Source organism: Bradyrhizobium sp. MI1.4 (assembly GCF_055811315.1).
Genome location: NZ_JBVVPP010000007.1, coordinates 172,867 through 192,378 on the forward strand (window position 1 = coordinate 172,867; position 19,512 = coordinate 192,378).

The following is a 19,512-nucleotide window of genomic DNA, read 5'->3' on the forward strand; positions in this document are numbered from 1 at the left end:
CCGGCGGCTTTGCGGCGGTGATAGCAGCAGTTCTATTCCGCCTTGCGACGGCGCTTAATCAGCCAATACACACCGTAGCCGACTGCAAGGATAGGCAGACCCGCACCCGCGATAGGCCCAGGCGCACCATGTACACTGCCATTATTCCCATTCTGGCCGTTCTGGCCGTTCTGGCCGTTCTGGCCGTTCTGGCCGTTCTGGCCGTTCTGGCCGTTACCATTTTGAGCGTTGGCTAAATTCGGGGTGCCGAATACGATAGCAAGCGCCAGCGCGGCTGTCGCAATCTGAGCAAATTTCATCGCTTGGACCCTCCAAATTAAATGCAACTCGCAGCGAGTAAATAATAGTCATCTCCATTAATATGTCAATTAAAATTAAATGATCCATATAAACCCATTTATGGGCGCCACGTGTTACCGGCTTACGCGTGGTCGGCTCGGGGCTTAATACCAGAAGGGAGGGTGTCGTTCGGTCGCCAAGGGTCAGTTTTGACCATTGGGCTGGTTATGGTTGCCGCCTCCGAAGCCTGAGTAATTGCCGAACCCTTGATTGCCGTGGAAGCCGCGCATGTCGTGCGAACATGCTCCTTGTTTCTAACAAGAATGAAGGCGCCAGAAGACCGCTGACTGCATGTCGAGGAGAGGCGCGGCGACCGGAAATGCCCCCGCCAGGGGCGTCGCTTCGGCAAACCAGAACAATACTATCAAGGCAAAGAGGGTTCGTCATGTTCCCTCCCGACAGTCGGAACGCCGTCGGGCGGGATGGGCCTGTTAGCGAACAGGAGGCGCCTACATTTAGCCTAGAAAGCCTGCAGGCTGTCAGCAGAGTATTCTACGGAATAGGCGCCGAGACGCTCTAAGATGAGCTGAGAAAGTGATAAAATCCTTCGAGAAAGCAAAAGTCAGTCTTGCTGAGGCGATAAGTATCGACTGAAGCTTTTAGCAGGCCAGCCAATTCCAACTTATCCTCTTCGTCAAGTTTGGATACCGGCTCCAACGATGGCGCCTGCAACAGCATCATCAGCCAAGGCAGCCCGAGGTGCGGCCAGTGCCAGCGCGGCGATCAAAGCGGCAAAAATTCGGGTCAGCATCGTGATCTCCATGAGAAGGTGAGTCGCTCAGCCTCCCTTAAGGGTGCCTTTCCGATAGTTAATACGAGGTTACCGGACCTTCATAATCTTGATGACTAAAAACGTGCGGTCCAAGCCGGCGCCCCCCTATTGGCTTAATCTCCTTTTGGGAGCTGTGACCAAGCCGCCTGCGAACGACACTCTGCTCTTCGAATGGGTGGGCCAGCAGCGAGAAGTGGCACCCGCCCACGTGCTGCAAGACGCGCGGAGTCCGAGATGGGGTCAGAGGACTAAACCGCTCGCGCGGTAGAACGCCGCGGCTGGCGACACGGCGAAGCAATAGGCGACAGCTCATCGTGACGAGCGGGGCAATTGGTGTAGCTGGCGACGATCCGATGATCGAGGACGTGCTGATCTGGAAGTTCGTGGCGGAGCACCAACCATTGCACAAGAGCCAACTCGAATCCTCGATCGCGATTGTGTTCAACGTCGCGCTAGTTGGACCCCGTCGAGGCATCTCGACGTAAGCAGACTTACAAATGCGGTGATGCTCTTGACGAGCAGCTCGAAACAGTTTCGGCTCTGATAGCTCCGGGGGCTTTCCAGCCGCCAGAGATCAGTTTGCCTTATGGCCTTCAAATATCGAGGAGCTCACGTTTAGATTGTGTGGTGTGGTATTTTTGCTATAGCCAAGCCATTGAAAGTATAGGTGCCGCCAAACATTAAATCCCCATAGGCGATCGTCCTGATCGTCTGAAGGTTGTTTGACGCGACTAGCTCGATCACGCGGCATCGTCCTACGTCCCCCCAGCGCGGTTTCCTCCTTTGGAGGCTTTCGGACGCCAGCCCCCGTGTGCGCGGCAACACCGTCATGGGGCCGGCATCCGAAACCCTTCACAAAAGCGGACAAACGGTCGCTCGTTCAAGGCGCGAGAAGTCGAATCTTCCGGCGGACGCTATATTCCCAATTGAACGCAAAATAAGAGCCCCAGGGACGCGCATCCCTGAGGCTCAACAGAAGGAGTTTCCGACGTGTCGGCGTCAGAACTACAGCTAGAGTATAGCACGAATTCGGAAGTCCGTTGGTCAAGACCCGCCATGGCGGACGTCACCGACGAACAATTGGAGCGCAGCCTTTTCCCCGATGGCTGCCAGCCGGGACGGTGTGTCACGATCGGTGGCGATCACGAAGTTGATCTCGCTGCCATCGTTATCGCCGGTCTCGATGACGACGGGGAAGCGCCTCCGACTCCCGTAACCACAATTGAATTTCCGCCGCCTGAGGCGCAACCCGAACCGGAAGCGGAGGCTGCAAAGCCCATTCCGGCAGCCTTGGCCCGATTTCGGGCGCTCAAGGCTGAAGCCGCACGCCAGAAGGAAGAGCGACGGGAAGCCGCTAAGCGGGCCAAAACGCGTGAGCAAGCGCGCGCTCGGAAACAGAGGCAGCGCGCCAAAGCGAGCGAGCCTGATGTAAGCGCCCGCGTCGATGACCTTCTCGCGGACCTTGAGGCATCCCCTCCGTGGCGAGAGTTTTGCGCGACGGGTTGGGCACGCCAGTACGATCAGCGCCTCGCCGCCATTCGCAGGGCGACCGCCAACCCACAGGGCGACAAGTTTCTAGAGCAAATGGAGGGGCGCGAGCTTGAGCTAGTCCAAGGTTGGGTCACGCAACAGCGGGCGCGCGCGTCGTTCGGGCCGAAAGCTTCCCTCAGCCGGATTGCAGAGCAAGCGGGCATCACAAAAAGCAGTGCTCAGAAGCTGGTCAAGAACATCGCGAAATTGGAGGAACCGGGGCGCCCGTGGCACGGCCTGCAAAGTTGAGGGACGCCCGGAGAGCCGCAACTTCGGAATCTCCGTAAGAAATGGCGCTATGCTCTCGGCATGGATCGACTAGCCAAACGCATGCTCACGAAACAGGAGGCGGCCGACTACTGCGGCTGCAATACCTTGGCCGCGTTTGATCGGTGGGTTCAGAAGGGACTTATCCCCAAGGCAGTGCCCGGCACGAACCGTTGGGACCTCAAAGCCCTTGACTCTGCCCTAGACCGGGCATCGGGCCTTGTGACAGAATCTGCTCCGGAATTGTCCGTTTACAAGCGCTGGAAAGTTGAGAATGCGCGTACGACCTAAGCCGCTCAAGCTCAAGGGCATCAATCGCGTTCCCAAGCGTCAGGCGGACGGCACAGTCAAAATCTACCTCTACCACCGAGCCACGGGCATCCGCCTGGACCCCGATCGGCTTGCCGAAACCTATGCGGAGGCGGAGAAGCGCACCCGGCGCCTGAGCGAAAAGACACTCACCGATCTCATTCGCCTGTTCGATACATCCAGCACCTACGCCGCCCTGAGCGAAGAGTCCCGAAAGCAGTATCCTTGGAAGCTCAAGCGCATCGAGCAGCAATGGGGGACTGTCCCAGAGGACACATTCAACAACGCTGACGACGCCGACGCCTTCGCGGCCGACGCGCTCGCTTGGCACCAAGAGCTAGGCAAGACCTCGCGCCGATCGGCCGACAACCTCATGTCAGCGCTTTGCCGCGTACTCTCGTTTGCGAAAGAGCAGCGCCGGATCAAGCACCACCCCATCCCGACCTTCCACCGACTCTACAAGAGCGACCGGGCGGATAAGACGTGGTCGGAGGAGCTACAGCAACGGTTCATCAAGACCGCTCGGCCAGCTATAGCGACGGCCATGATCCTGGTGCGCAACACCGCCATGCGCGCCAGCGACGTCCGCAAGTTTGCCTGGACCCGCTACGACGGACAGCTCGTGCAAATCCGCTCCAGCAAGACCGGCAAGATGCTTTGGATACCCGCGACCCGGGAGTTGAAAGCGCACCTGGACGCCCTGCCCCGAACCGGCGCGCTGGTTATGCTGACCCCGACCGGCAAGGCGTACACGAAGCGCTATTTCAACGACCACTGGCGCGAGGACTCCGAGATGGTCGGAGCCAGCGATCTGAACTTCCACGATAACCGGGGCACCGCCGCGACGTTGCTCGCTGAGGCTGGCGCCACGGCTCCGGAGATCGCGGAGGCCCTGACGTGGACCGTCGACAAGGCCCAGAAGGTGATCGACAGCTACCTCGCGCGACGCGGCGTGCTTGCGGCAAACGCCATCAAGAAACTGGAGGACTATCGCGACAAAAACAAAGAGGTCGCCAAATGAGGCGCCCTAGTCCTCGTCGTCATCATCAACTTCGTCATCGTCATCGTCATCGTCGTCGCCATCTTCTTCTTTCGCCGCAATCGTTCCGAGCTCTGTGGCCGAAAACCATCCCTGGGAATTCTTGCATCGTGGACAAATCGCATTAGACCAAGAACAGTCCCTGCAATATATTTTTCCGCAGTCGTCGCATCTGTAAATTTGGGTCCCGTCTTCCTCATTGCCGCAATTGCGACAGCTCCGATACGCAGCCATTGCCGTATCCTTTCTTCGCCAGGACCCCGCAATCATACCTAAGGTCTCGGGCCAGAACCCAAAACTTCAGATTTGGACATCGGCGCCGCTGTCGGTCCTCTCCATCCCATGGCTGTCCCGTTCGCGCTCGGAATACACCCACTGTGGAACGAGTTGAGAACAGGACTTGCAAACCGTCTGCAAACGGGCGGTCGGCCGCAAACCGACCGCTCAGAAATGACATTGATGGTATTGAAGAAAATGGTCGGAGCGAGAGGATTTGAACCTCCGACCCCTAGTCTCCCAGACGCGGGCGGGCCTTTGAAATCATTGACACATTCTGCAAAGCGACCAAATATCTCGGATTGTAGACGCAGGGGTTTTATACTTTTTTGCAAAATGCTATGATCGCTTGACCATCAGGAAAGGCCGAAAGTGACCATAGAAGATTTCATGATTTTCATCCGGAACGCCATTGTGGGCAATAATCCTAGTTCAAGACAAAAGACGATGCTTAACCAGATCGGAATACTCTTGGGAAATTTGCAGAGTAATCAGGAAGCTATTGAATTTCGTCGCGAGCAGTCTTTGAAGCCGTCCGAAATGAAAATACGCGACTACCTCTTGAGACGAAAATACGGCATCACATTGGCTGATTGGGATGCGATGTTCCTAGCGCAGTCTAGTGCGTGCGCCATTTGCAAATGCACAAATCCCGGTCTCCGATGGCACACGGATCATTGTCATACAACAGGGAAGGTAAGAGGTATTTTGTGTAATGGCTGCAATACCGGATTAGGTAGCTTTCGGGATGACATCGCATCGTTACAAGCCGCATCCGAGTATATAAATCGATCGCGAACGGCTGACCCGCTAGGAACAATAGTGATCGCAAGCCCATCGCAATAAGCCGACGTTGTTTGCGACCACTAGAACCGCGATGAATGCGACAAAAGCGCCAACCGCTATTTTCATATCAATCAATATCCGCGAGCCAATCTATGCGCATCTTAGCGCGGCAACGGCAATTGATTGTTTCGGACGCGTCGGCACCGAGCGAGCTATCACCCGGAAACATCAGCATTTGCCCCGATGGCGTCTTAAACGGTTCATCCAAGCCAACGGTTTGACCGTTCATTTCCCGGTGTGAATGCCGCACGCGGATATCTCCCGCATCGTCCCATTCGCGCCGAACGTCTTGCTGCCGAACCGCACCCATATCAGCGGCTTGCAATAACGCTTCGTGCTGTGATCGATTGAGAGATTGGATTGTTTCAGTGCGCGCGATCGTATCACCGCGCAACTTCAACAGGCTGGATTTGTATTTGATAACCAACTTATCGATCGTCGCTTGATCCAACGGTTGACCGCTATCGATCGCCTTGCGCACAATCGCATCAAACCGCTTATCACGCCTCGCCCGCGTGAAATATCGTTCACTCAATTCCGATAGATCACGGCGAGCGTTCGCAACCCATGCCTCTTGCTGTTGCGTCAAGCCGACGATACCGCCAACCCGCTGCCCGGTGCGCGGATCAATCCGGCCGACGATATCGAGCGCGGTTGTACGCGGGTTGTTGCCAGCCTCTAGGCCGCGCGTGATGACGTTCCGGACGTTCACCCGCGTATCTTCCTGAATTTGGACGATCAGCCGCGATGATTGCTGTTTCAACCATTGTTCGGCACGCGGGTTCGTCACGTCGAAGCGAAACACCGCCCTGCCCGCACTGGTATTCAGGCGCTTAGGGAACGTTGATCCGACTGCCACCCCGCCTTGCTCGAATACCAGTTGCAACGCCGCTGTGATCGGCCGCAGCGAGGCATTCGACATACCTAGCGCCGTGAACGCCTTTTCATAATCCTGTGCCTGAATAGCCTTGATCAGATCAGTCAAGATAACCTGATCATCAACGCCCTGAATTGCAGCCCGGAAGGCATCGCGAATTTTAGGCGCGAGTTTGTCAATTAGTTCATCAAGGATTTGTTCAAGGGATTTCGCCATCTAGCCGCCTGCCCGGAAAATAATTACGTTGACCACCGGAGTTCCAACCGGGGGGATCGGCTGAACGGCAACGATTTTGTACAGAATGCCGTCCGCTTCAATTTGACCGGTCATTTCCGGCGTGAATCTGACATCAACGGGCGCGATCACTTGAAGGTCAGTTGCCACCGCCAAACCGCTTTGAACGTACTTGAATTTAACGCCCGTCGCAGTTGCCGGGATTGTGAATGGCGTTTTCGTCGGCGGGCCGGGGTTATCAACAGGACCGTTGCCCGGCACCACTTGAACATATTTCACCAAGCCTTGCTGGAATTCGGTTAGCACTTCCCGCGCTACACCCTGCATTTCATCATAGAACGTCATTCGATTTCCCCTATGTTCATCAACTTACCACTTGACGATTTACAAAACCATCACTAGAAACACCGTATTGTGAGTTTTTCACCACCATCAGGGAATTGATCAAAATGGCAAAATCCGCCACTTCCACCGCTACCGCTGGCACCAGCAAGCCGAAGACCACGCAGCCGCCGCGCGTTGCGCCCGTTCTTACTGGCGTTTCCACTTCGGTTCCGATGCCCGATCGCAACGCCAATCGCGGCAGCAAGACTTCGTATCCGTTCGAAGCGCTGACCACTCCCGGCATGTCCTTCGGCGTGAAGAACAAGACCGCGAAGCAGCTTGCGTCCATCATCAGCAACCAGAACCGCAAGCCCGGCCCCATGAAGCGCAATGCGGACGGTTCGATTATCTACAAAACGCAGGACATGACGGATGCACAGGGCAACGTCACGAAGGTTCCGACCAACGAGCCGGAAACGCTGCCCAACAAGCAGTTTTTCGCCGTCGATTGCGATCCGAAGTCTGATCCGGACGGCGCGAGCGTTCGCGTTTTCCGCCAGTCGTAACACCGGCAATTCTCCACAACACCGAACGGCCCTGTAAGCGATTACAGGGCCGTTTCATTTTAGACCCTTGCAACGAAGCCTGAGAGCGACGAAAACCCGCCAGTGCCCGCCCCTGTAAGAATGGGCGCTAACATGGCGGCAAGTGCGGGCATCTTGGTTTGAAAGTCGTAAGCATCGCCGATCGCGTATGTCACCGACACCGCGCCGCTAACCGAAACGCTGCGATATTTCGACGGGCTGTAATCCTTGAAGAACACCCCCGGCGTTTGCAATTGGCGGAACGTAGCTTCATAGGTTGCTGAAATCACTTCGCGCGGCGTTTCGGTGTTCGGCACAGCGTACCCGTAATAATCTTGCACACCAATGCGCGGCCACTCGCGAACCTGATCGCGCCCGCCGACCTTCAACCCCATGTATTGCAATCGAAACGCAGCATCCAAGAATTCGGATGCCACAAGCAACGCCGCATTGATTTCGTTATCATCGAACGCGACGATTGCGCCTTGCTGCCCGCGTGCATCCCAATAGGTTTTGAAGCCAGTAGCGTCGCCGTAAATCGGATCAGCCATATTCCATCCCCTCAAAAGAAAAGCCCGCCACGGCGAACCGTAGCAGGCAGGATAGCACATTCCGCCGATGGTCTATAGGCGGTTAAGCGTTGTCCGTTGCGGTTTTCGACTTGATGAAAAGCAGGACGGCCCAAGCGTCTTGATTGGACGTGTAGCCCTCCGGATCGATGCCCTCAACGTCTTCAACCGGCTTGCCGCCGTTGGCACCGTCAACGATGTAGAACTTGTTCTTTTTCTGCATCACACCGAGCGTATCGAAACGACCGGTGTTCGCACCGTCGCTGTTGCCGGTCGTGGTCATCAGCTTCACGTCACCACGCGCGGGCGTGACTTCCGAACGATCGTTGACGCGCAAAACGCCGTGTTCATCATACCGTTCATCGGCAACATGCAACTCATGTTCGCCGTCCTTAAAATCCGATGCGTTGATGCGCAGCGGGCCGTTCTCCGTCTTGATCACTTTCACGTCGGTTACATCGTTCATTGTCTTCACCTTTCTTTCGCTAGTTAAACTTACTTCGCCTTGCGCCCTTCCTCGATCGATTGGGCTAGATGGTTCATTTGTTCTTTCATTTCCTCAAAGCCGCGATGCACGTCCGCTTTCAATTCGCTGTGCTTGTCGTTGAAGTCGCGCTTTAGTTCGTCCGTCGCTTTATAAAAGCTATCGCGCCGCATGTAGTTTTCCGCCATCTGCGCACGGAAATCGGAGAACCCTAGTTGCAGCGCGTGAATGTTCGCTGTGATCGCCTCAAATCCAACTTTAGAATTGGACGCGGCGTTAGCGTTCTTTTCGATGAACTCGAAACGCAACGCGTTGTATTTTTCAGTCGTGTCTTTTTCGAGCGCGCCGAACCGGGATGCGAGTTTGCTTCCGCCGCCGAACAAATCTTTGCCAAGCACGATCGCAAGGCTGACACCCGTGAAAATCAAAGCGATCGTTGAACTGTCCATAGCGCCCGGTCATCACTGGAAAGAGTTAAGACAAAGGGCCGGGCGGTTCATCCGCGCCCGGCCCCGATCGTCACGCAACCGCCAGTGGCAGGCTGTTAACCGAGAAGGCCCGCGATATGTTCCGGCTTGATCGCCTTCACACCCCACGCCTGAGCCACTTCCGCACGGATTTTCCGATAACCGGCGTAAATGGCGACTTCGAACACCATGCCCGAACGCGGATCGGTGATGTTGATCCGGTCAATGGCAAGATCGCCTTCGTTCGGCAGCGCGGGCGCGCGAGCGACAAGCCGCAGAGCGTTCGGCGAAAACGCCGTGCTGGCGGTATGCGCGGCAACAACGGTGATCGCGGTTGCGGATGCCGGGATAGCCACACGCAGGCCCGGAGCGTTCAGCGTCAGCGTACCGCCTGCCGCAGCGCTGGCGATGCCACCACTCGGAGCGACCGTGTACACGTTGTTGTCACCCGCGAACTTGATCGAAGTACCGGCCGGAATGGTGCCGGTGCCCGCCGCAGCAATGCCGATCGACGTTGCGCCCTTCGCGAAGCCCGCCGCCGTGGTGGTCGAACCCGCCGCCGTGCCCGCTCCGATCAACGGGATAGCAGCGCTTTCCTTGATGTTCAGGCCAGCAAGGTTGATCAGCGTGCCATCCGTCAGAACCATCTGCGTCCCGGCTTCGTTCGCCTTCGTCAGATTGGTCAGCGAACGCAGATTTGCACCCGCAGTCGTATCGATCACCAGTGAACGGCCGGTCAGCGGCGCACCGTTATCATCCAGAATTTTGCGAACCTGCGCGGCATCGCCAACGGAGGTTGCAAACGGCGCGGTGCCAGCGGTGCCGTACCAACGCGACACGTTCGCGGCGGCTTCGGCAGCAAGATCGGTTTCAACCGCGTTCGTCAGCGTGCGAAGCGCCTGCGCGAACAAGTCGGCCTGAACGGAAAGATAGCCCGAACCGGTGTTCAACCCGCGCTGTTCTTCACCCGTGAAGCCGAACGGAACGGCCTTCGATTTGGTAATCGAAATGGTGCCGTTGCCAATGGTGTTATCCGGGGGTTCCGGAATGCTCATGGCGGGCACAACGTCCACCATGGCTTGCTGCGGCGTAACGAAATACACGATCGACTGACCGACCGCCGCGCGTTCTGCCGAAACGTCGCGAATGACGGACGGGATATAGCCAACCAACTCACGCGAAACCACGTCAAGGCCCGCGTAAAGATCAGGAATCAGCCGGGTAAGGGTGTTGGCGTAAGCCGCCATATGGACGATGGCCGGGGCAGCGATCAGCGACGACGCCGCGAGCAGCGACGACTTAACGAGAGACTTCGCGCGCATGTTGCGACGCTCCTATATCAGATGATGTTTCGGGATTGGTCTAAGTGCATCATCCGATGCGAACGCCGCATTGCCATCCGGTCTAGCGACTAGATGCAATCGGTAAACGTGTTCGCGTTTTTGGTCAAGCGCTGATGATCGCTTAAAACATAAAGGGCGCATAACGATGCGCCCTTTTCCACAATGCTAGATGGAAAGTTACCCTACGCCGTCACTTTCTGAGCTTGGCCGACTTGGTAGGGCATCCATTCGGCATAAGAACCCCCGGTATCTCCCAAATTGATCGGCACCGAAGTTCGTTTGTGCATGTTGCCGTTGTGGTCAAACACCACAAGATTAACGCACGTGTCGGACCACACATGAACAATGTGCGCGTCAAACGGCTGATCGTTGTGACGCACCATCACGTTTTCAGCCTGTGATCCTGAAAACTCGCAATCTGCCGCGCGATACCACACAACACGTCCGATAGTTGGTTTGATCATCGTTCTTTCCTTTTCTGATTGCGCTGATGATAGCTTAAAACGTAAAGGGCGCGCGGTTTCCCCCATCAAAAAGAACCGCGCGCCCTCCGATCAAGTCGGGTTGCCAGCGACGAACAACCCGACGATGCTTAAAGCGGTCAATCAACGATGGTAACGAGACCCTTACCCATTTCGGTTGCGATACGCGCTTGATCGTGGCCGGGCATCTTGTCGTATTCAGCGCGAGCAATGGTGCGCGTTCCGCCGCGATTGCCGCCGTTACCACCGCCGCCGCCGCCACTGTTGTTGTTGGCCTTCAAGATCACGGCTTTCTGCGGATGCTGATCCACAAGAATTTCGAGCGCTTCGGACGCGTCGGCAACCTGCCCAACGTTCTTTTTGCTGAACACGCGATTGCCCGCCTTGTCATAGGCTTCAACGCGACCATCTTCCGCAATCTTCAAGTTGTTGCGGAAATACGCTTGGAACATATCGAGCGGCATCGCGATGTTTTCGCGAACGAATTCCGACTGACTGAAAACGTTATCAATCAGCAATCCGTCAAGCGATGATTTCAGCTTACCGTTTTCCGTGGTCAAAGTTTCGATTTGGCCGCTGAACTGCGCTTTGATATCGTTCGTAACGCGATCGACTTCGCCCGCATCGATCAGCTTTTTCTTGTCAAGCTTATCGGTGATTTCCAGCGATGCCCGCGCCTTCGCAGGATCGATGCCCTCAAATGTCGCCAAGGTTGCTTCGGCCTTTTCGGCGCGCTCGCGATGCTGTTTCGCCTCGCCGTTAATGCGCGTGATGGCGTCGGACGCAAGCGTGCCTTCGCTACCATCTGCGTTGATCCAGATCGGGTTGCCATCCTTCAACTGAATGGCCTTGCCGTCTTCGGTCAACTTCCAACCGGCCTTGCCGGGATCGAACACGCGCAAACACAGCCCGGCCATATGAACCGAAAGAAGCTTGGTTGCGATCGAATTAAAAATAACTGCCTTCGTCATTGTCGCTTTCCTTTGGTCATCCGACCATTGCGCCGCTCGCTATCCTGCTTGCGACTAGTTGAGTTTTTACGCACGTGTTACAAAAGGTTAGATCGTTGCGCCTTCCTGATATCCTCAAGAATGCGCTTGCTAAGAACATCGTTAGCGCCCTGCAACTTCATGATTGCTTGCTGTTGAGTAGCAACAGCGGCTTTCAATGCTTCAACGGACGCTTCAAGCTGGCCGATACGATCACTAGACATTCGCGGGCACTTTCTTTCGCGGTTGCGGTTTCTTCGCTGGCGGCTTGCCGCCCGTATCGTCAACGGCGTTCGGATCAACGTTGTCATCCGGGGTTTCTTCGAGCAATTGCCGCTTGTTTTCGTCTTCGTCCATATCCGGACGCACGGTATTGCGGCGCTTCAATTCGAGAATATAATTTTCATGGCTCAAGTCGCCGTTGGTGCGTGCGAACTGCAATGCGCTATGATCGCTTGCTTGGTCCGTGGTGAAATCGTCAAAGTCATCGTAAATGTTGATGGATGGTTCAAAATCGGTTGTCTTTAGGTTCATCCAAAGACAAGTGAGCTTCATTGCGTTTTCTAACGCTTCCTTCAATCCGACTGCCCACCAACCAACAGCCGAACGCGTCTTACCCGCTGCGTATGCGGTTGTAACAACAGTAAGGTTGCCGGATTGCGCGGTTAGCGGTTGCCGTCCAAGATCGCGAACAACATCCTGCGTTTCTTTAATGTCATCCTTTAGCCAACGCAGATTTTCAGCGGGCGGAACAACATAATTCCAATTGCCGATCTTGCCGGTTGCGTCGGGTTCGGAATACAAAACGACATTCGGGCCAACAGCGAGTTGCAGCGGTTTTCCATCCGCCCCCTTTTGCGGCTTAACACCGTTCGCCGCGAGCATGGGATATGCGGACATCAGGCGCGCGAATTTCAACCCGCTTTCTTTCTGATACAATTCAATCTGTGCATCAGCCGCAGCAAGCATTGGTTTCGAGAAACGCCACGTGCGCCCGTTGCGACGACCGGTCGGGAACGGTACAAGCGGAATAACGCCGATGGTGATCGGTGCGCTGTCAACCAAGATGAACGTTTTGGTTTTGCCGTCCGTTTCATGCTTTTCTTCGAACAGCGCCATCATTACCGAACCGTCTTCGCTGCGCTCGAAAAGGCGAATGTGGTTCGGCGTGCCCGGTTCAAGAATACGCAGGCGAATAAGCGTTTCCTTGCTGTTGATGATCTTGGACGTGGCTTGAAGCACGTTGCGACCAAGCACATGCGACCAATAAGGGCGTATGTTTTGGTCTTTCTGATCTTGCAGCGTGCGAACCTTCGTCGGATCAACTTTCGGATAGTCTACATAAATCCAATCGATCGCCGAATTGATGCCGTTGAAAAACGTCACCGCGCCGAATGACGAAAGACAATTTCCCGCCCCGTCAACATCCTTCACGAATTCATCGATATCGGACGGTAGCGGAACGGGCTTGCCGGTTGCTTCGTCTTTGTCCTGTTGAAGCGTAATCGGTTCTTCGAACGGTTTGCCTGCGAGCATTTCCACAACGTCGCCGTAAACGTTGGTCATTTCGGTTTGCAACAAACGCGCGGCGTAATTCTCGTTTGGTTCGTTGGCAAATCGCGGCAAATATTTATCGCCGCGCGCTTTGACTGCTGCGTAACCTTCAATCAAATCGTCGGTTAAATCCCAATACGGAAGCATGTAAGCGCTGTCCGCGTCGCGAGCGCTCAAATCCTCTTGCTCGGAACTGATCGAAACGACTTCCTGATTTGCCGCCCTTCGCGCGGCATCAATCAACGCCGCAACCATGCTGGTGTTGGCGCGGCCGGGAGGTGCTGGCGGGAAAGAATTGCTTGGATCGAATGCGCGGATGCGAATTGCGTTCGTTGCGACGGTCGAAAGCATGTAATGTTTCATGAGATTTCAACCTTGCCGCGAATTGTTCTGATCTTGTTATGCTTCACAAACTCAACAACGCCTTCAACATCATCCGCGATGATCGCGTTTCTAATCGCTTGACCGTTAACTTTCACGATCGGCCAATGCTTGTTAGTCTCGCCCCAAACAATCCGCATCAGCCTACATTCCATAGCGCCCGACCAACGGCGCGAAATCGTCACGAACCGGAAAGTACATCATTACACCAGCGTCCGCTAGGTTCGGCGACTTTGTACCATCAGGTTTTTTATCAACAACCATTCGGAGGGATGCGCCCGGCCCGTGGGTTGGCTGTGCCAACTCTTTCATAAGCTGTTGCAAAAGCGGCATGTTGCCATCCAACGAAATCATTTCATCGATCGGATACAGCACGCCTTCCGCAACATTCTTCCACGTCTTATAGAAACGCGTTCGCAACGACCACCAAGCTTGCGCTTTGAAGTTATGGAAAAAGTCTTTGTTAAGTGCGGATTGTTCATCATCAGGAATTAGACGCGCATACGGATCAACAACCGCAGCACCGGCATTCCAGCCAACAAAATCAATCCGATCACGCGTGATCAAGCGTTCATCGGCGACCAAGCGATTGAATTCCGACTTGACGGCGGAACCAATGCCGATTTCATCGTATTGCACTTTGATGCGATTGTGATCGCGACAAGAGGCAACAGCGCGACGCGTGGTAACGCCCGGATCGCGCTCGCCCCATTCTTCAACGTGACGCCAGATGATGCTTTGCCGCTTCGCAAACGCGTTGCGGTCAATACCACCATCGGCAACGTCCAATCCCGCAACCCAATTATCACCAATGAGATAATCAGGAATGCCGGTAATGATTGAACCGTCTTTGAACTGCCAACGTATCTTTAGATGCGCGTCAACTGCCGCACTGATCCATTCATATGGAATGATGGTGTTCGAAACCGCAGCGCTATAGTTGCGGTCAACCTCTTGCGCGAATAGATGCTGCAACCCTTCGCGTTCGGCCTTGGCTTTGCGTTGAGCATACCAAGCCGGGGTCTTCTCCGGATGATCGCGCCAATCAAAGACGAACACCCGCGTAAATCCCGGTTGAAGGTTGATCGCGTTCGGACGCCAATCAACGCCAGCCTCGCGCTTGCGATGAAACACGTTGCCCAAACCGTTGACGGATGAAATATCGATCCGGACGTTTGTTGTATCGCCTAGCGCCGCTTCAATCTTTTCCGGGCGTTCAAGGTGCGCCGCTTCGTCAACGAAATAGATGCGATTGCGCCCGCCTCGCCCGATGTTGTCGCCAGTTTCGCCACTGATCACCGAACCATTTTCCGGGTTGATCATCTTCATAAACGTAAGGTGGTCGCGCTCGCTCAACCCCTTCGGTTTCCAGATATTCGGCAACCGATGAACGATCATGCGCAACTTTTCAAAGATGCTTGAAACGTCGCCGATCTTATCGACCAACTCTTGCTTGCGGCTTCCCCATCCGATCGCGTCGCTAGGTACGAACAGCCACGAATGCACGCTGTATCCACACGCGAGCCACGTAACGCCAGCGTCGCGGCATTTTTCAGCTAAGCCGCTTTCGTTATCTCGCGCGCACTGATCAACGAAATCAACGAATTCGGCTTGCCGCTTGAAAAATATAAACGGTATCCATTTCGATCCTTTGCGGCGCGGATCGTAAGTATCCATCCAATGCATGATGAATTCTTTGGGCCGCGTCCGATAATACGCCTTCGCACTTGCGAGCAACGCAGGGTTATTTCGCAATTTGTGCAATTGCTGCAAACGCCAAGCGTAAACCGATCGATACGACGGGGGCCATTGTTCATGCGTTAGGAAGTCGGGCTTCCACGGCTTGACGGTATCGGCATGGCCGGAACTACGCCAATCGATCACGTCCGCGTTTGGCGTGGAATAGCTCTTGACCATCGCAATATTCATCGCTATTCCAAATAAAGCCTAAGTCTCCGACTTTCCGGCTTGATGCTTCGCGGCTTTGTCCTATCATACTTTCCGCCAACTTTCCAACCGGCCGGGGGATATCTCGCCTTGCGCAAAACAAGCAAATATTACGGCCTTGACTACTTGGTGCAGTGTAGTTGGCCCGAAAAGCATCATTTCGAGACCATCGCCGCGTTCGGCTTTGGCTCAGTCGCTACCGATTACGCCAAGGAAGTCTTGGCCCGGCAATGCGTGCCCGGCTTTCGTTGGCGCGTCATCCATCACAAAAACAATGAACCAACCTGCGTTTGGCGCAGTGAGGAAGGCGGCTAAGATGATCGCAATTTATTTGGTCGCGGGATGGCTTGCATTCAACGTCTTGTACGCTGTTCTGATGTACAATCGACCGTGTTTCCGCAAACGCGATAATCCGGTGCAACTCAAAATAATTGCCGGTAGCAGAAAATAACCGCTTGACCATCGCAATTATCATCGCTATAAACAACGCATGGTTCACGGCAATTCCGCCCCAAACCATCGGAGTTAAAATGCATAACGAATTCGTCGCTTTCGCCTCTCGCTTCGGTGTCTCTGTTGCCGATGCTTACGTGCTGCCCGCTCTTTTCGAGCGTAGCGCGGAAATGGCGAAAATGCCGGTTCGTGCCCTGCTTTCGCAGGCAACGTATTCCAACCGCGCTTTGGGCGAATACCTCGCCAACGCTGCCCGCAAGGTCGCAACCGAAGATCGGAAAGGCTGAACCGATGCTGTTGAAATCACGGCGGAAGATGGGAAGGGCTAGACCCACGCCGTTGAGGTGGCGAATTGTCACCCCTTCGAATGATCCGCGCCATTTGGTGCGCGGTACGGAGTTGGAAAGCGCAATTCCGGACGGCTTTCGATCGCGGTTCGCCGTTTACAGCATCCGGACGGTTGACCGTGATGCATCATTCACGTTCGAACACGTCAACCAATACGATCGCCGCTATATCGTGCGCGATGCCGAAACCATCAATGATGCCGAAGTCAAAGACGGCAAACGCCCTGCCATCATCGCGCAATTCGCGACCGAAACCGAGTTGTGCGCTTGGTTGGATCAGCAACCAATAATCTGTGACAACATCGAAGAATAGCGCTTGACCATCGCAATTTCCATCGCTATAAACAACGCATCAGAACGGAGTTACGGCGATGACCAAGCGCAGCGAAATGACAATTGCTCAAGCTGATGAACGTGCGCAAGCAGTTGGTGCTTTTGTACAGGTTTCCGCGCTTGGCGGATCACTCGTTTTCTACACGGGTAATTTAGACGATCGCGGGACGTGGCTGGAAATGGGAAAGATCGCCATTCGCAGCGGCAACGTTTCGATCAAAGCGGTTGACGCGGTGTTGCAATGAAAATCATCTATCAGGCATCAACGTACAAGCCCGAGTTGTTGAGGTATCAATGATGTATCGAATGGTAGTCATCAAATCGCGCTTCCGTCGTCGCTGGCATGTCTATCGCATCGCGCCGAACGGCAAGCGCTATTGGTACGCGACTTTCAAAGACAAGACATCAGCGACCGCATGGGCGATGCCAGAATGACGATGCTTTGTCAGTTGTGCGGATTGCCGCATTCGGGGCCGTGTACGGCTGGATACGCTGAAATGAAGCAGGCACAGCGCAAACGTGAGAAGATCGCCGAAATGCGCGCCCGCTTGCAACGCGCTAAGCGGTTTAACAGCGTTGACGAATTGATGGTTATCATGGGTGATTTAATCGACATGATCGAACGGGAATTGTGATGCAGCCCGGTTACTACTTCGTGCGCTATACCGACGACAACAGCGCAGATGCATGGTTCATCGTCAGCGTTGATGATTACGGGCACATTTGGCAAACCGGCCTAGACGTTGCGCTTGATCGCGATGATTTCGAATTCGGGCGACGCATCGATATCGAAAGGGAACGACATGCTGCGCATGAATGACGAAACCACCGATCACGACACGTTGCATTTCGCGATCGAACGGGAATGGAAACGCGATCAAGTACAGCGCGAGTTCTGGCGTGATCACGGTTATTGCCGGTTTTATCTGTACTTCCCGCCCCCTCTTTCTCCGATCCGTGCATATGCCGATATGCCTGACACCGTGCCGACCCCGATCGCATTCGCGCAGTACGATCGCGAAACCGGGTTTATCATCATCACAACGCCGCTTGATCGGTCTTACAAATGGCTTATCCCTGTTCTATTCAACCCGTGGGGAATGATCCGGACGCCACTGCTCAACCCCGCTAATCGAGGGCGCTACTGATGATCATTGAATGTTCGCGTTGCTACGGAAACCACATGCGTTCGGAATGTCCGTATGAGCCAAAGACGCAACATGCGTTTATGATCAAACCGTTTGACGGTGCAATCACAGGATCATTGCGCGCAACTCATATGACAATCGGCAACGTCGTTAGGATCGATGTTGCAACCGGTGCAATAGAACGCTTGCCGCATCTGTCACCTGTCTCCCTGCCCGATCTATCGAACACTACGGGCGGATTAGGTGATGTTGATCCGAACGGGACGATGCCACTAAAGTGCAACGCGAAGAAAGACGATTAGCGATGGTGAAAATTATCGGCTATCGCACATTGAAGCCCGGCGAAATGCAAACCGACGCCGACCGTGAAGCACACGCTCCAAAGGGTTTGCGCGTCGAAACCGAGGCGGAATATCAAGAACGGCAATCCTTGTGTGAACGCGAGTGCGGCGAAGATCATACGCGTTGTTCGTATCCAGTTTGCGCACATGGCAACATCAACGCTGCACGGGACGCCAACCAATGACAGCATCCGAGCTAATCGAAGTTTTGAAGCAATTACCGCCCGATCGCGAAATCGCATCGCAAGATGAAAACGGGTTAATGACGCATGTGGTTATCGGCCCGGACGCTGCAACTGATCCGCGATTTCCGGGATGCGAATTTTTCGTGTTGCTTTTCGGGCACGACGACTAAGACGGGCGCGGAATAAGCCCTTCATCATAGCAATACGCCTGCATCTGTGATGCAACGTTCTCAATCTCGCTCCTATCAGCGAAGCCCGGAACGTTCGCGACGAATTCGCAAAGCGGGCAACGTGACGAACCATCTTCCTTCGGCATCATCATAGCAAGCCCGCCGCATTCGAGCGCGCTATTTGCCCAATGCCAATTCATTGACATCAGCGGATCGAACGGCGCGGCTTTGTCCGGTTCAGGATGGCCGTTCTTTGCGGCATCCAACTGCGCAACTTCGTTTTCAATCGCGGTTACGCCATCCTTCGCGATCAGCGACGACATGCCTTTGTCATCGATCGCTTGGCGCATCATCGCCCAATGGTCTTTGCAAATCTGCATTGTCAGGCGTCCTGTTTTGGTTGTGACGGAATAACCGACAAGTCGATTTCACCGATGAACCCGCCATGGATCAGCGTGTAAGCAATGCGACCATGTGGTTTCACGCTGCTATCTGCCATACGCAAGCAATTACCGGTAACGCCAGAAATCGCGCCGCAAATAGCACGCACCAATTCATCGGACGTGCTGACGTTGTGTTCACGCCACGCAACAGCGATTAAATCGATATCCCGTTTTAGCGATCCGTGAACCGCAACCGCGTAACCGTGATGACGTGCAGCAATCCTGATCGGCGGCAAGATCGCATCAAGTAGCGAACGGCAGAATGCGCCCGTTGCTTCGCGGATCGCTTCCGATTGATCGCGTTTCACATCATCATCGGCCACGGGCTAACCCGTGTTCCAATGCTTTTGCAGCCACGCCGCAACCTTGGGCAACACGAACAGAACCGCGACAATCAACATGATGCAGATGATCCAAGCCATTTTGATTATCCTTATTTCACACTTGCACTGCCCCTGAGGGAGCGCCAGAGAGCGGAC

The 19,512-nt window shown here is 54.8% G+C and carries 30 protein-coding genes; 15 read left to right on the top strand and 15 right to left on the bottom strand.

Annotated features, from left to right (window positions below):
* Positions 1–32 precede the first annotated feature (32 nt).
* Complete coding sequence (locus tag AC0L23_RS11005; RefSeq protein ID WP_473356884.1) at positions 33–299, bottom strand: hypothetical protein; 267 nt, start codon at positions 297–299, stop codon at positions 33–35.
* Between the two features lie 1,126 nt (positions 300–1,425).
* On the opposite strand from AC0L23_RS11005, the gene AC0L23_RS11010 reads away from it, so the two are divergent.
* From AC0L23_RS11010 to AC0L23_RS11020, 3 genes are all read left to right on the top strand, one after another.
* A complete protein-coding gene (locus AC0L23_RS11010) occupies positions 1,426–1,596 on the top strand; it encodes a hypothetical protein (RefSeq protein WP_473356885.1) in 171 nt (56 codons plus the stop codon).
* A gap of 571 nt (positions 1,597–2,167) precedes the next feature.
* A complete protein-coding gene (locus AC0L23_RS11015; RefSeq protein WP_473356886.1) occupies positions 2,168–2,890 on the top strand; it encodes a hypothetical protein in 723 nt (240 codons plus the stop codon).
* Positions 2,891–3,182: 292 nt separating this feature from the next.
* Positions 3,183–4,238, top strand: coding sequence for a tyrosine-type recombinase/integrase (locus AC0L23_RS11020; RefSeq protein WP_473356887.1), 1,056 nt, complete (start codon positions 3,183–3,185; stop codon positions 4,236–4,238).
* Between the two features lie 6 nt (positions 4,239–4,244).
* On the opposite strand, the gene AC0L23_RS11025 is transcribed toward AC0L23_RS11020, so the two are convergent.
* On the bottom strand, positions 4,245–4,526 hold the full coding sequence (locus AC0L23_RS11025) for a hypothetical protein (RefSeq protein WP_473356888.1): 282 nt from the start codon (positions 4,524–4,526) through the stop codon (positions 4,245–4,247).
* Positions 4,527–5,072: 546 nt separating this feature from the next.
* Between AC0L23_RS11025 and AC0L23_RS11030 the strand changes: the two genes are divergently transcribed.
* On the top strand, positions 5,073–5,378 hold the full coding sequence (locus AC0L23_RS11030; protein WP_473356992.1) for an endonuclease VII domain-containing protein: 306 nt from the start codon (positions 5,073–5,075) through the stop codon (positions 5,376–5,378).
* A 67-nt stretch (positions 5,379–5,445) separates the two neighbouring features.
* Here AC0L23_RS11030 and AC0L23_RS11035 read toward each other — a convergent pair whose 3' ends face one another.
* A complete protein-coding gene (locus AC0L23_RS11035; RefSeq protein ID WP_473356889.1) occupies positions 5,446–6,471 on the bottom strand; it encodes a phage minor head protein in 1,026 nt (341 codons plus the stop codon).
* Positions 6,472–6,834: a hypothetical protein gene (locus tag AC0L23_RS11040; RefSeq protein ID WP_473356890.1), complete on the bottom strand. Its 363-nt coding sequence runs from the start codon at positions 6,832–6,834 to the stop codon at positions 6,472–6,474.
* Between the two features lie 104 nt (positions 6,835–6,938).
* Here AC0L23_RS11040 and AC0L23_RS11045 point away from each other — a divergent pair, with 104 nt between their 5' ends.
* Positions 6,939–7,379 (top strand): hypothetical protein, encoded by a 441-nt coding sequence (locus AC0L23_RS11045; RefSeq protein ID WP_473356891.1) that lies wholly within the window; start codon positions 6,939–6,941, stop codon positions 7,377–7,379.
* A gap of 59 nt (positions 7,380–7,438) precedes the next feature.
* Here the strand turns inward: AC0L23_RS11045 and AC0L23_RS11050 are convergent, their stop codons facing one another.
* From AC0L23_RS11050 to AC0L23_RS11090, 9 genes are all read right to left on the bottom strand, one after another.
* Entirely contained in the window at positions 7,439–7,948 is a 510-nt protein-coding gene (locus AC0L23_RS11050; protein WP_473356892.1) for a DnaT-like ssDNA-binding protein, read from the bottom strand.
* A gap of 82 nt (positions 7,949–8,030) precedes the next feature.
* Positions 8,031–8,432 (bottom strand): hypothetical protein, encoded by a 402-nt coding sequence (locus AC0L23_RS11055; protein WP_473356893.1) that lies wholly within the window; start codon positions 8,430–8,432, stop codon positions 8,031–8,033.
* 29 nt (positions 8,433–8,461) lie between these two features.
* Positions 8,462–8,899 (bottom strand): hypothetical protein, encoded by a 438-nt coding sequence (locus AC0L23_RS11060; protein WP_473356894.1) that lies wholly within the window; start codon positions 8,897–8,899, stop codon positions 8,462–8,464.
* A 95-nt stretch (positions 8,900–8,994) separates the two neighbouring features.
* A complete protein-coding gene (locus tag AC0L23_RS11065; protein WP_473356895.1) occupies positions 8,995–10,239 on the bottom strand; it encodes a major capsid protein in 1,245 nt (414 codons plus the stop codon).
* Positions 10,240–10,442: 203 nt separating this feature from the next.
* A complete protein-coding gene (locus AC0L23_RS11070) occupies positions 10,443–10,724 on the bottom strand; it encodes a hypothetical protein (RefSeq protein ID WP_473356896.1) in 282 nt (93 codons plus the stop codon).
* A 137-nt stretch (positions 10,725–10,861) separates the two neighbouring features.
* On the bottom strand, positions 10,862–11,713 hold the full coding sequence (locus AC0L23_RS11075) for a DUF6651 domain-containing protein (protein ID WP_473356897.1): 852 nt from the start codon (positions 11,711–11,713) through the stop codon (positions 10,862–10,864).
* 234 nt (positions 11,714–11,947) lie between these two features.
* Positions 11,948–13,648 (bottom strand): DUF4055 domain-containing protein, encoded by a 1,701-nt coding sequence (locus AC0L23_RS11080; protein WP_473356898.1) that lies wholly within the window; start codon positions 13,646–13,648, stop codon positions 11,948–11,950.
* Positions 13,645–13,806: a hypothetical protein gene (locus AC0L23_RS11085; RefSeq protein WP_473356899.1), complete on the bottom strand. Its 162-nt coding sequence runs from the start codon at positions 13,804–13,806 to the stop codon at positions 13,645–13,647. The genes AC0L23_RS11080 and AC0L23_RS11085 overlap by 4 nt, the downstream gene beginning before the upstream one ends.
* Before the next feature lie 4 nt (positions 13,807–13,810).
* Positions 13,811–15,595: a hypothetical protein gene (locus tag AC0L23_RS11090; RefSeq protein WP_473356900.1), complete on the bottom strand. Its 1,785-nt coding sequence runs from the start codon at positions 15,593–15,595 to the stop codon at positions 13,811–13,813.
* A gap of 108 nt (positions 15,596–15,703) precedes the next feature.
* On the opposite strand from AC0L23_RS11090, the gene AC0L23_RS11095 reads away from it, so the two are divergent.
* The 10 genes from AC0L23_RS11095 (at position 15,704) to AC0L23_RS11140 (ending at position 18,590) form a co-directional block, all read left to right on the top strand.
* A complete protein-coding gene (locus AC0L23_RS11095; protein ID WP_473356901.1) occupies positions 15,704–15,928 on the top strand; it encodes a hypothetical protein in 225 nt (74 codons plus the stop codon).
* A 140-nt stretch (positions 15,929–16,068) separates the two neighbouring features.
* Positions 16,069–16,353: a hypothetical protein gene (locus AC0L23_RS11100; RefSeq protein WP_473356902.1), complete on the top strand. Its 285-nt coding sequence runs from the start codon at positions 16,069–16,071 to the stop codon at positions 16,351–16,353.
* 4 nt (positions 16,354–16,357) lie between these two features.
* The gene (locus AC0L23_RS11105) at positions 16,358–16,726 is read left to right on the top strand and encodes a hypothetical protein (protein WP_473356903.1); all 369 of its coding nucleotides are present in this window, start codon (positions 16,358–16,360) and stop codon (positions 16,724–16,726) included.
* A 58-nt stretch (positions 16,727–16,784) separates the two neighbouring features.
* Positions 16,785–16,991, top strand: coding sequence for a hypothetical protein (locus AC0L23_RS11110; RefSeq protein ID WP_473356904.1), 207 nt, complete (start codon positions 16,785–16,787; stop codon positions 16,989–16,991).
* A gap of 61 nt (positions 16,992–17,052) precedes the next feature.
* Positions 17,053–17,181, top strand: coding sequence for a hypothetical protein (locus AC0L23_RS11115; protein ID WP_473356905.1), 129 nt, complete (start codon positions 17,053–17,055; stop codon positions 17,179–17,181).
* Between the two features lie 62 nt (positions 17,182–17,243).
* Positions 17,244–17,381 carry a hypothetical protein gene (locus AC0L23_RS11120; RefSeq protein WP_473356906.1) on the top strand — a complete coding sequence of 46 codons (138 nt, stop codon included), beginning with the start codon at positions 17,244–17,246 and terminating at the stop codon, positions 17,379–17,381.
* On the top strand, positions 17,381–17,566 hold the full coding sequence (locus AC0L23_RS11125) for a hypothetical protein (RefSeq protein ID WP_473356907.1): 186 nt from the start codon (positions 17,381–17,383) through the stop codon (positions 17,564–17,566). Before AC0L23_RS11120 ends, AC0L23_RS11125 begins: the two co-directional genes overlap by 1 nt.
* The gene (locus tag AC0L23_RS11130; protein WP_473356908.1) at positions 17,550–17,894 is read left to right on the top strand and encodes a hypothetical protein; all 345 of its coding nucleotides are present in this window, start codon (positions 17,550–17,552) and stop codon (positions 17,892–17,894) included. The genes AC0L23_RS11125 and AC0L23_RS11130 overlap by 17 nt, the downstream gene beginning before the upstream one ends.
* A gap of 304 nt (positions 17,895–18,198) precedes the next feature.
* On the top strand, positions 18,199–18,420 hold the full coding sequence (locus AC0L23_RS11135; RefSeq protein ID WP_473356909.1) for a hypothetical protein: 222 nt from the start codon (positions 18,199–18,201) through the stop codon (positions 18,418–18,420).
* Entirely contained in the window at positions 18,417–18,590 is a 174-nt protein-coding gene (locus AC0L23_RS11140; protein ID WP_473356910.1) for a hypothetical protein, read from the top strand. Before AC0L23_RS11135 ends, AC0L23_RS11140 begins: the two co-directional genes overlap by 4 nt.
* Here the strand turns inward: AC0L23_RS11140 and AC0L23_RS11145 are convergent.
* Positions 18,587–18,970 (bottom strand): hypothetical protein, encoded by a 384-nt coding sequence (locus tag AC0L23_RS11145; protein ID WP_473356911.1) that lies wholly within the window; start codon positions 18,968–18,970, stop codon positions 18,587–18,589. The two genes, AC0L23_RS11140 and AC0L23_RS11145, sit on opposite strands and share 4 nt — an antisense overlap.
* A 2-nt stretch (positions 18,971–18,972) precedes the next feature.
* The gene (locus tag AC0L23_RS11150; RefSeq protein ID WP_473356912.1) at positions 18,973–19,356 is read right to left on the bottom strand and encodes a hypothetical protein; all 384 of its coding nucleotides are present in this window, start codon (positions 19,354–19,356) and stop codon (positions 18,973–18,975) included.
* Positions 19,357–19,512: the final 156 nt, after the last annotated feature.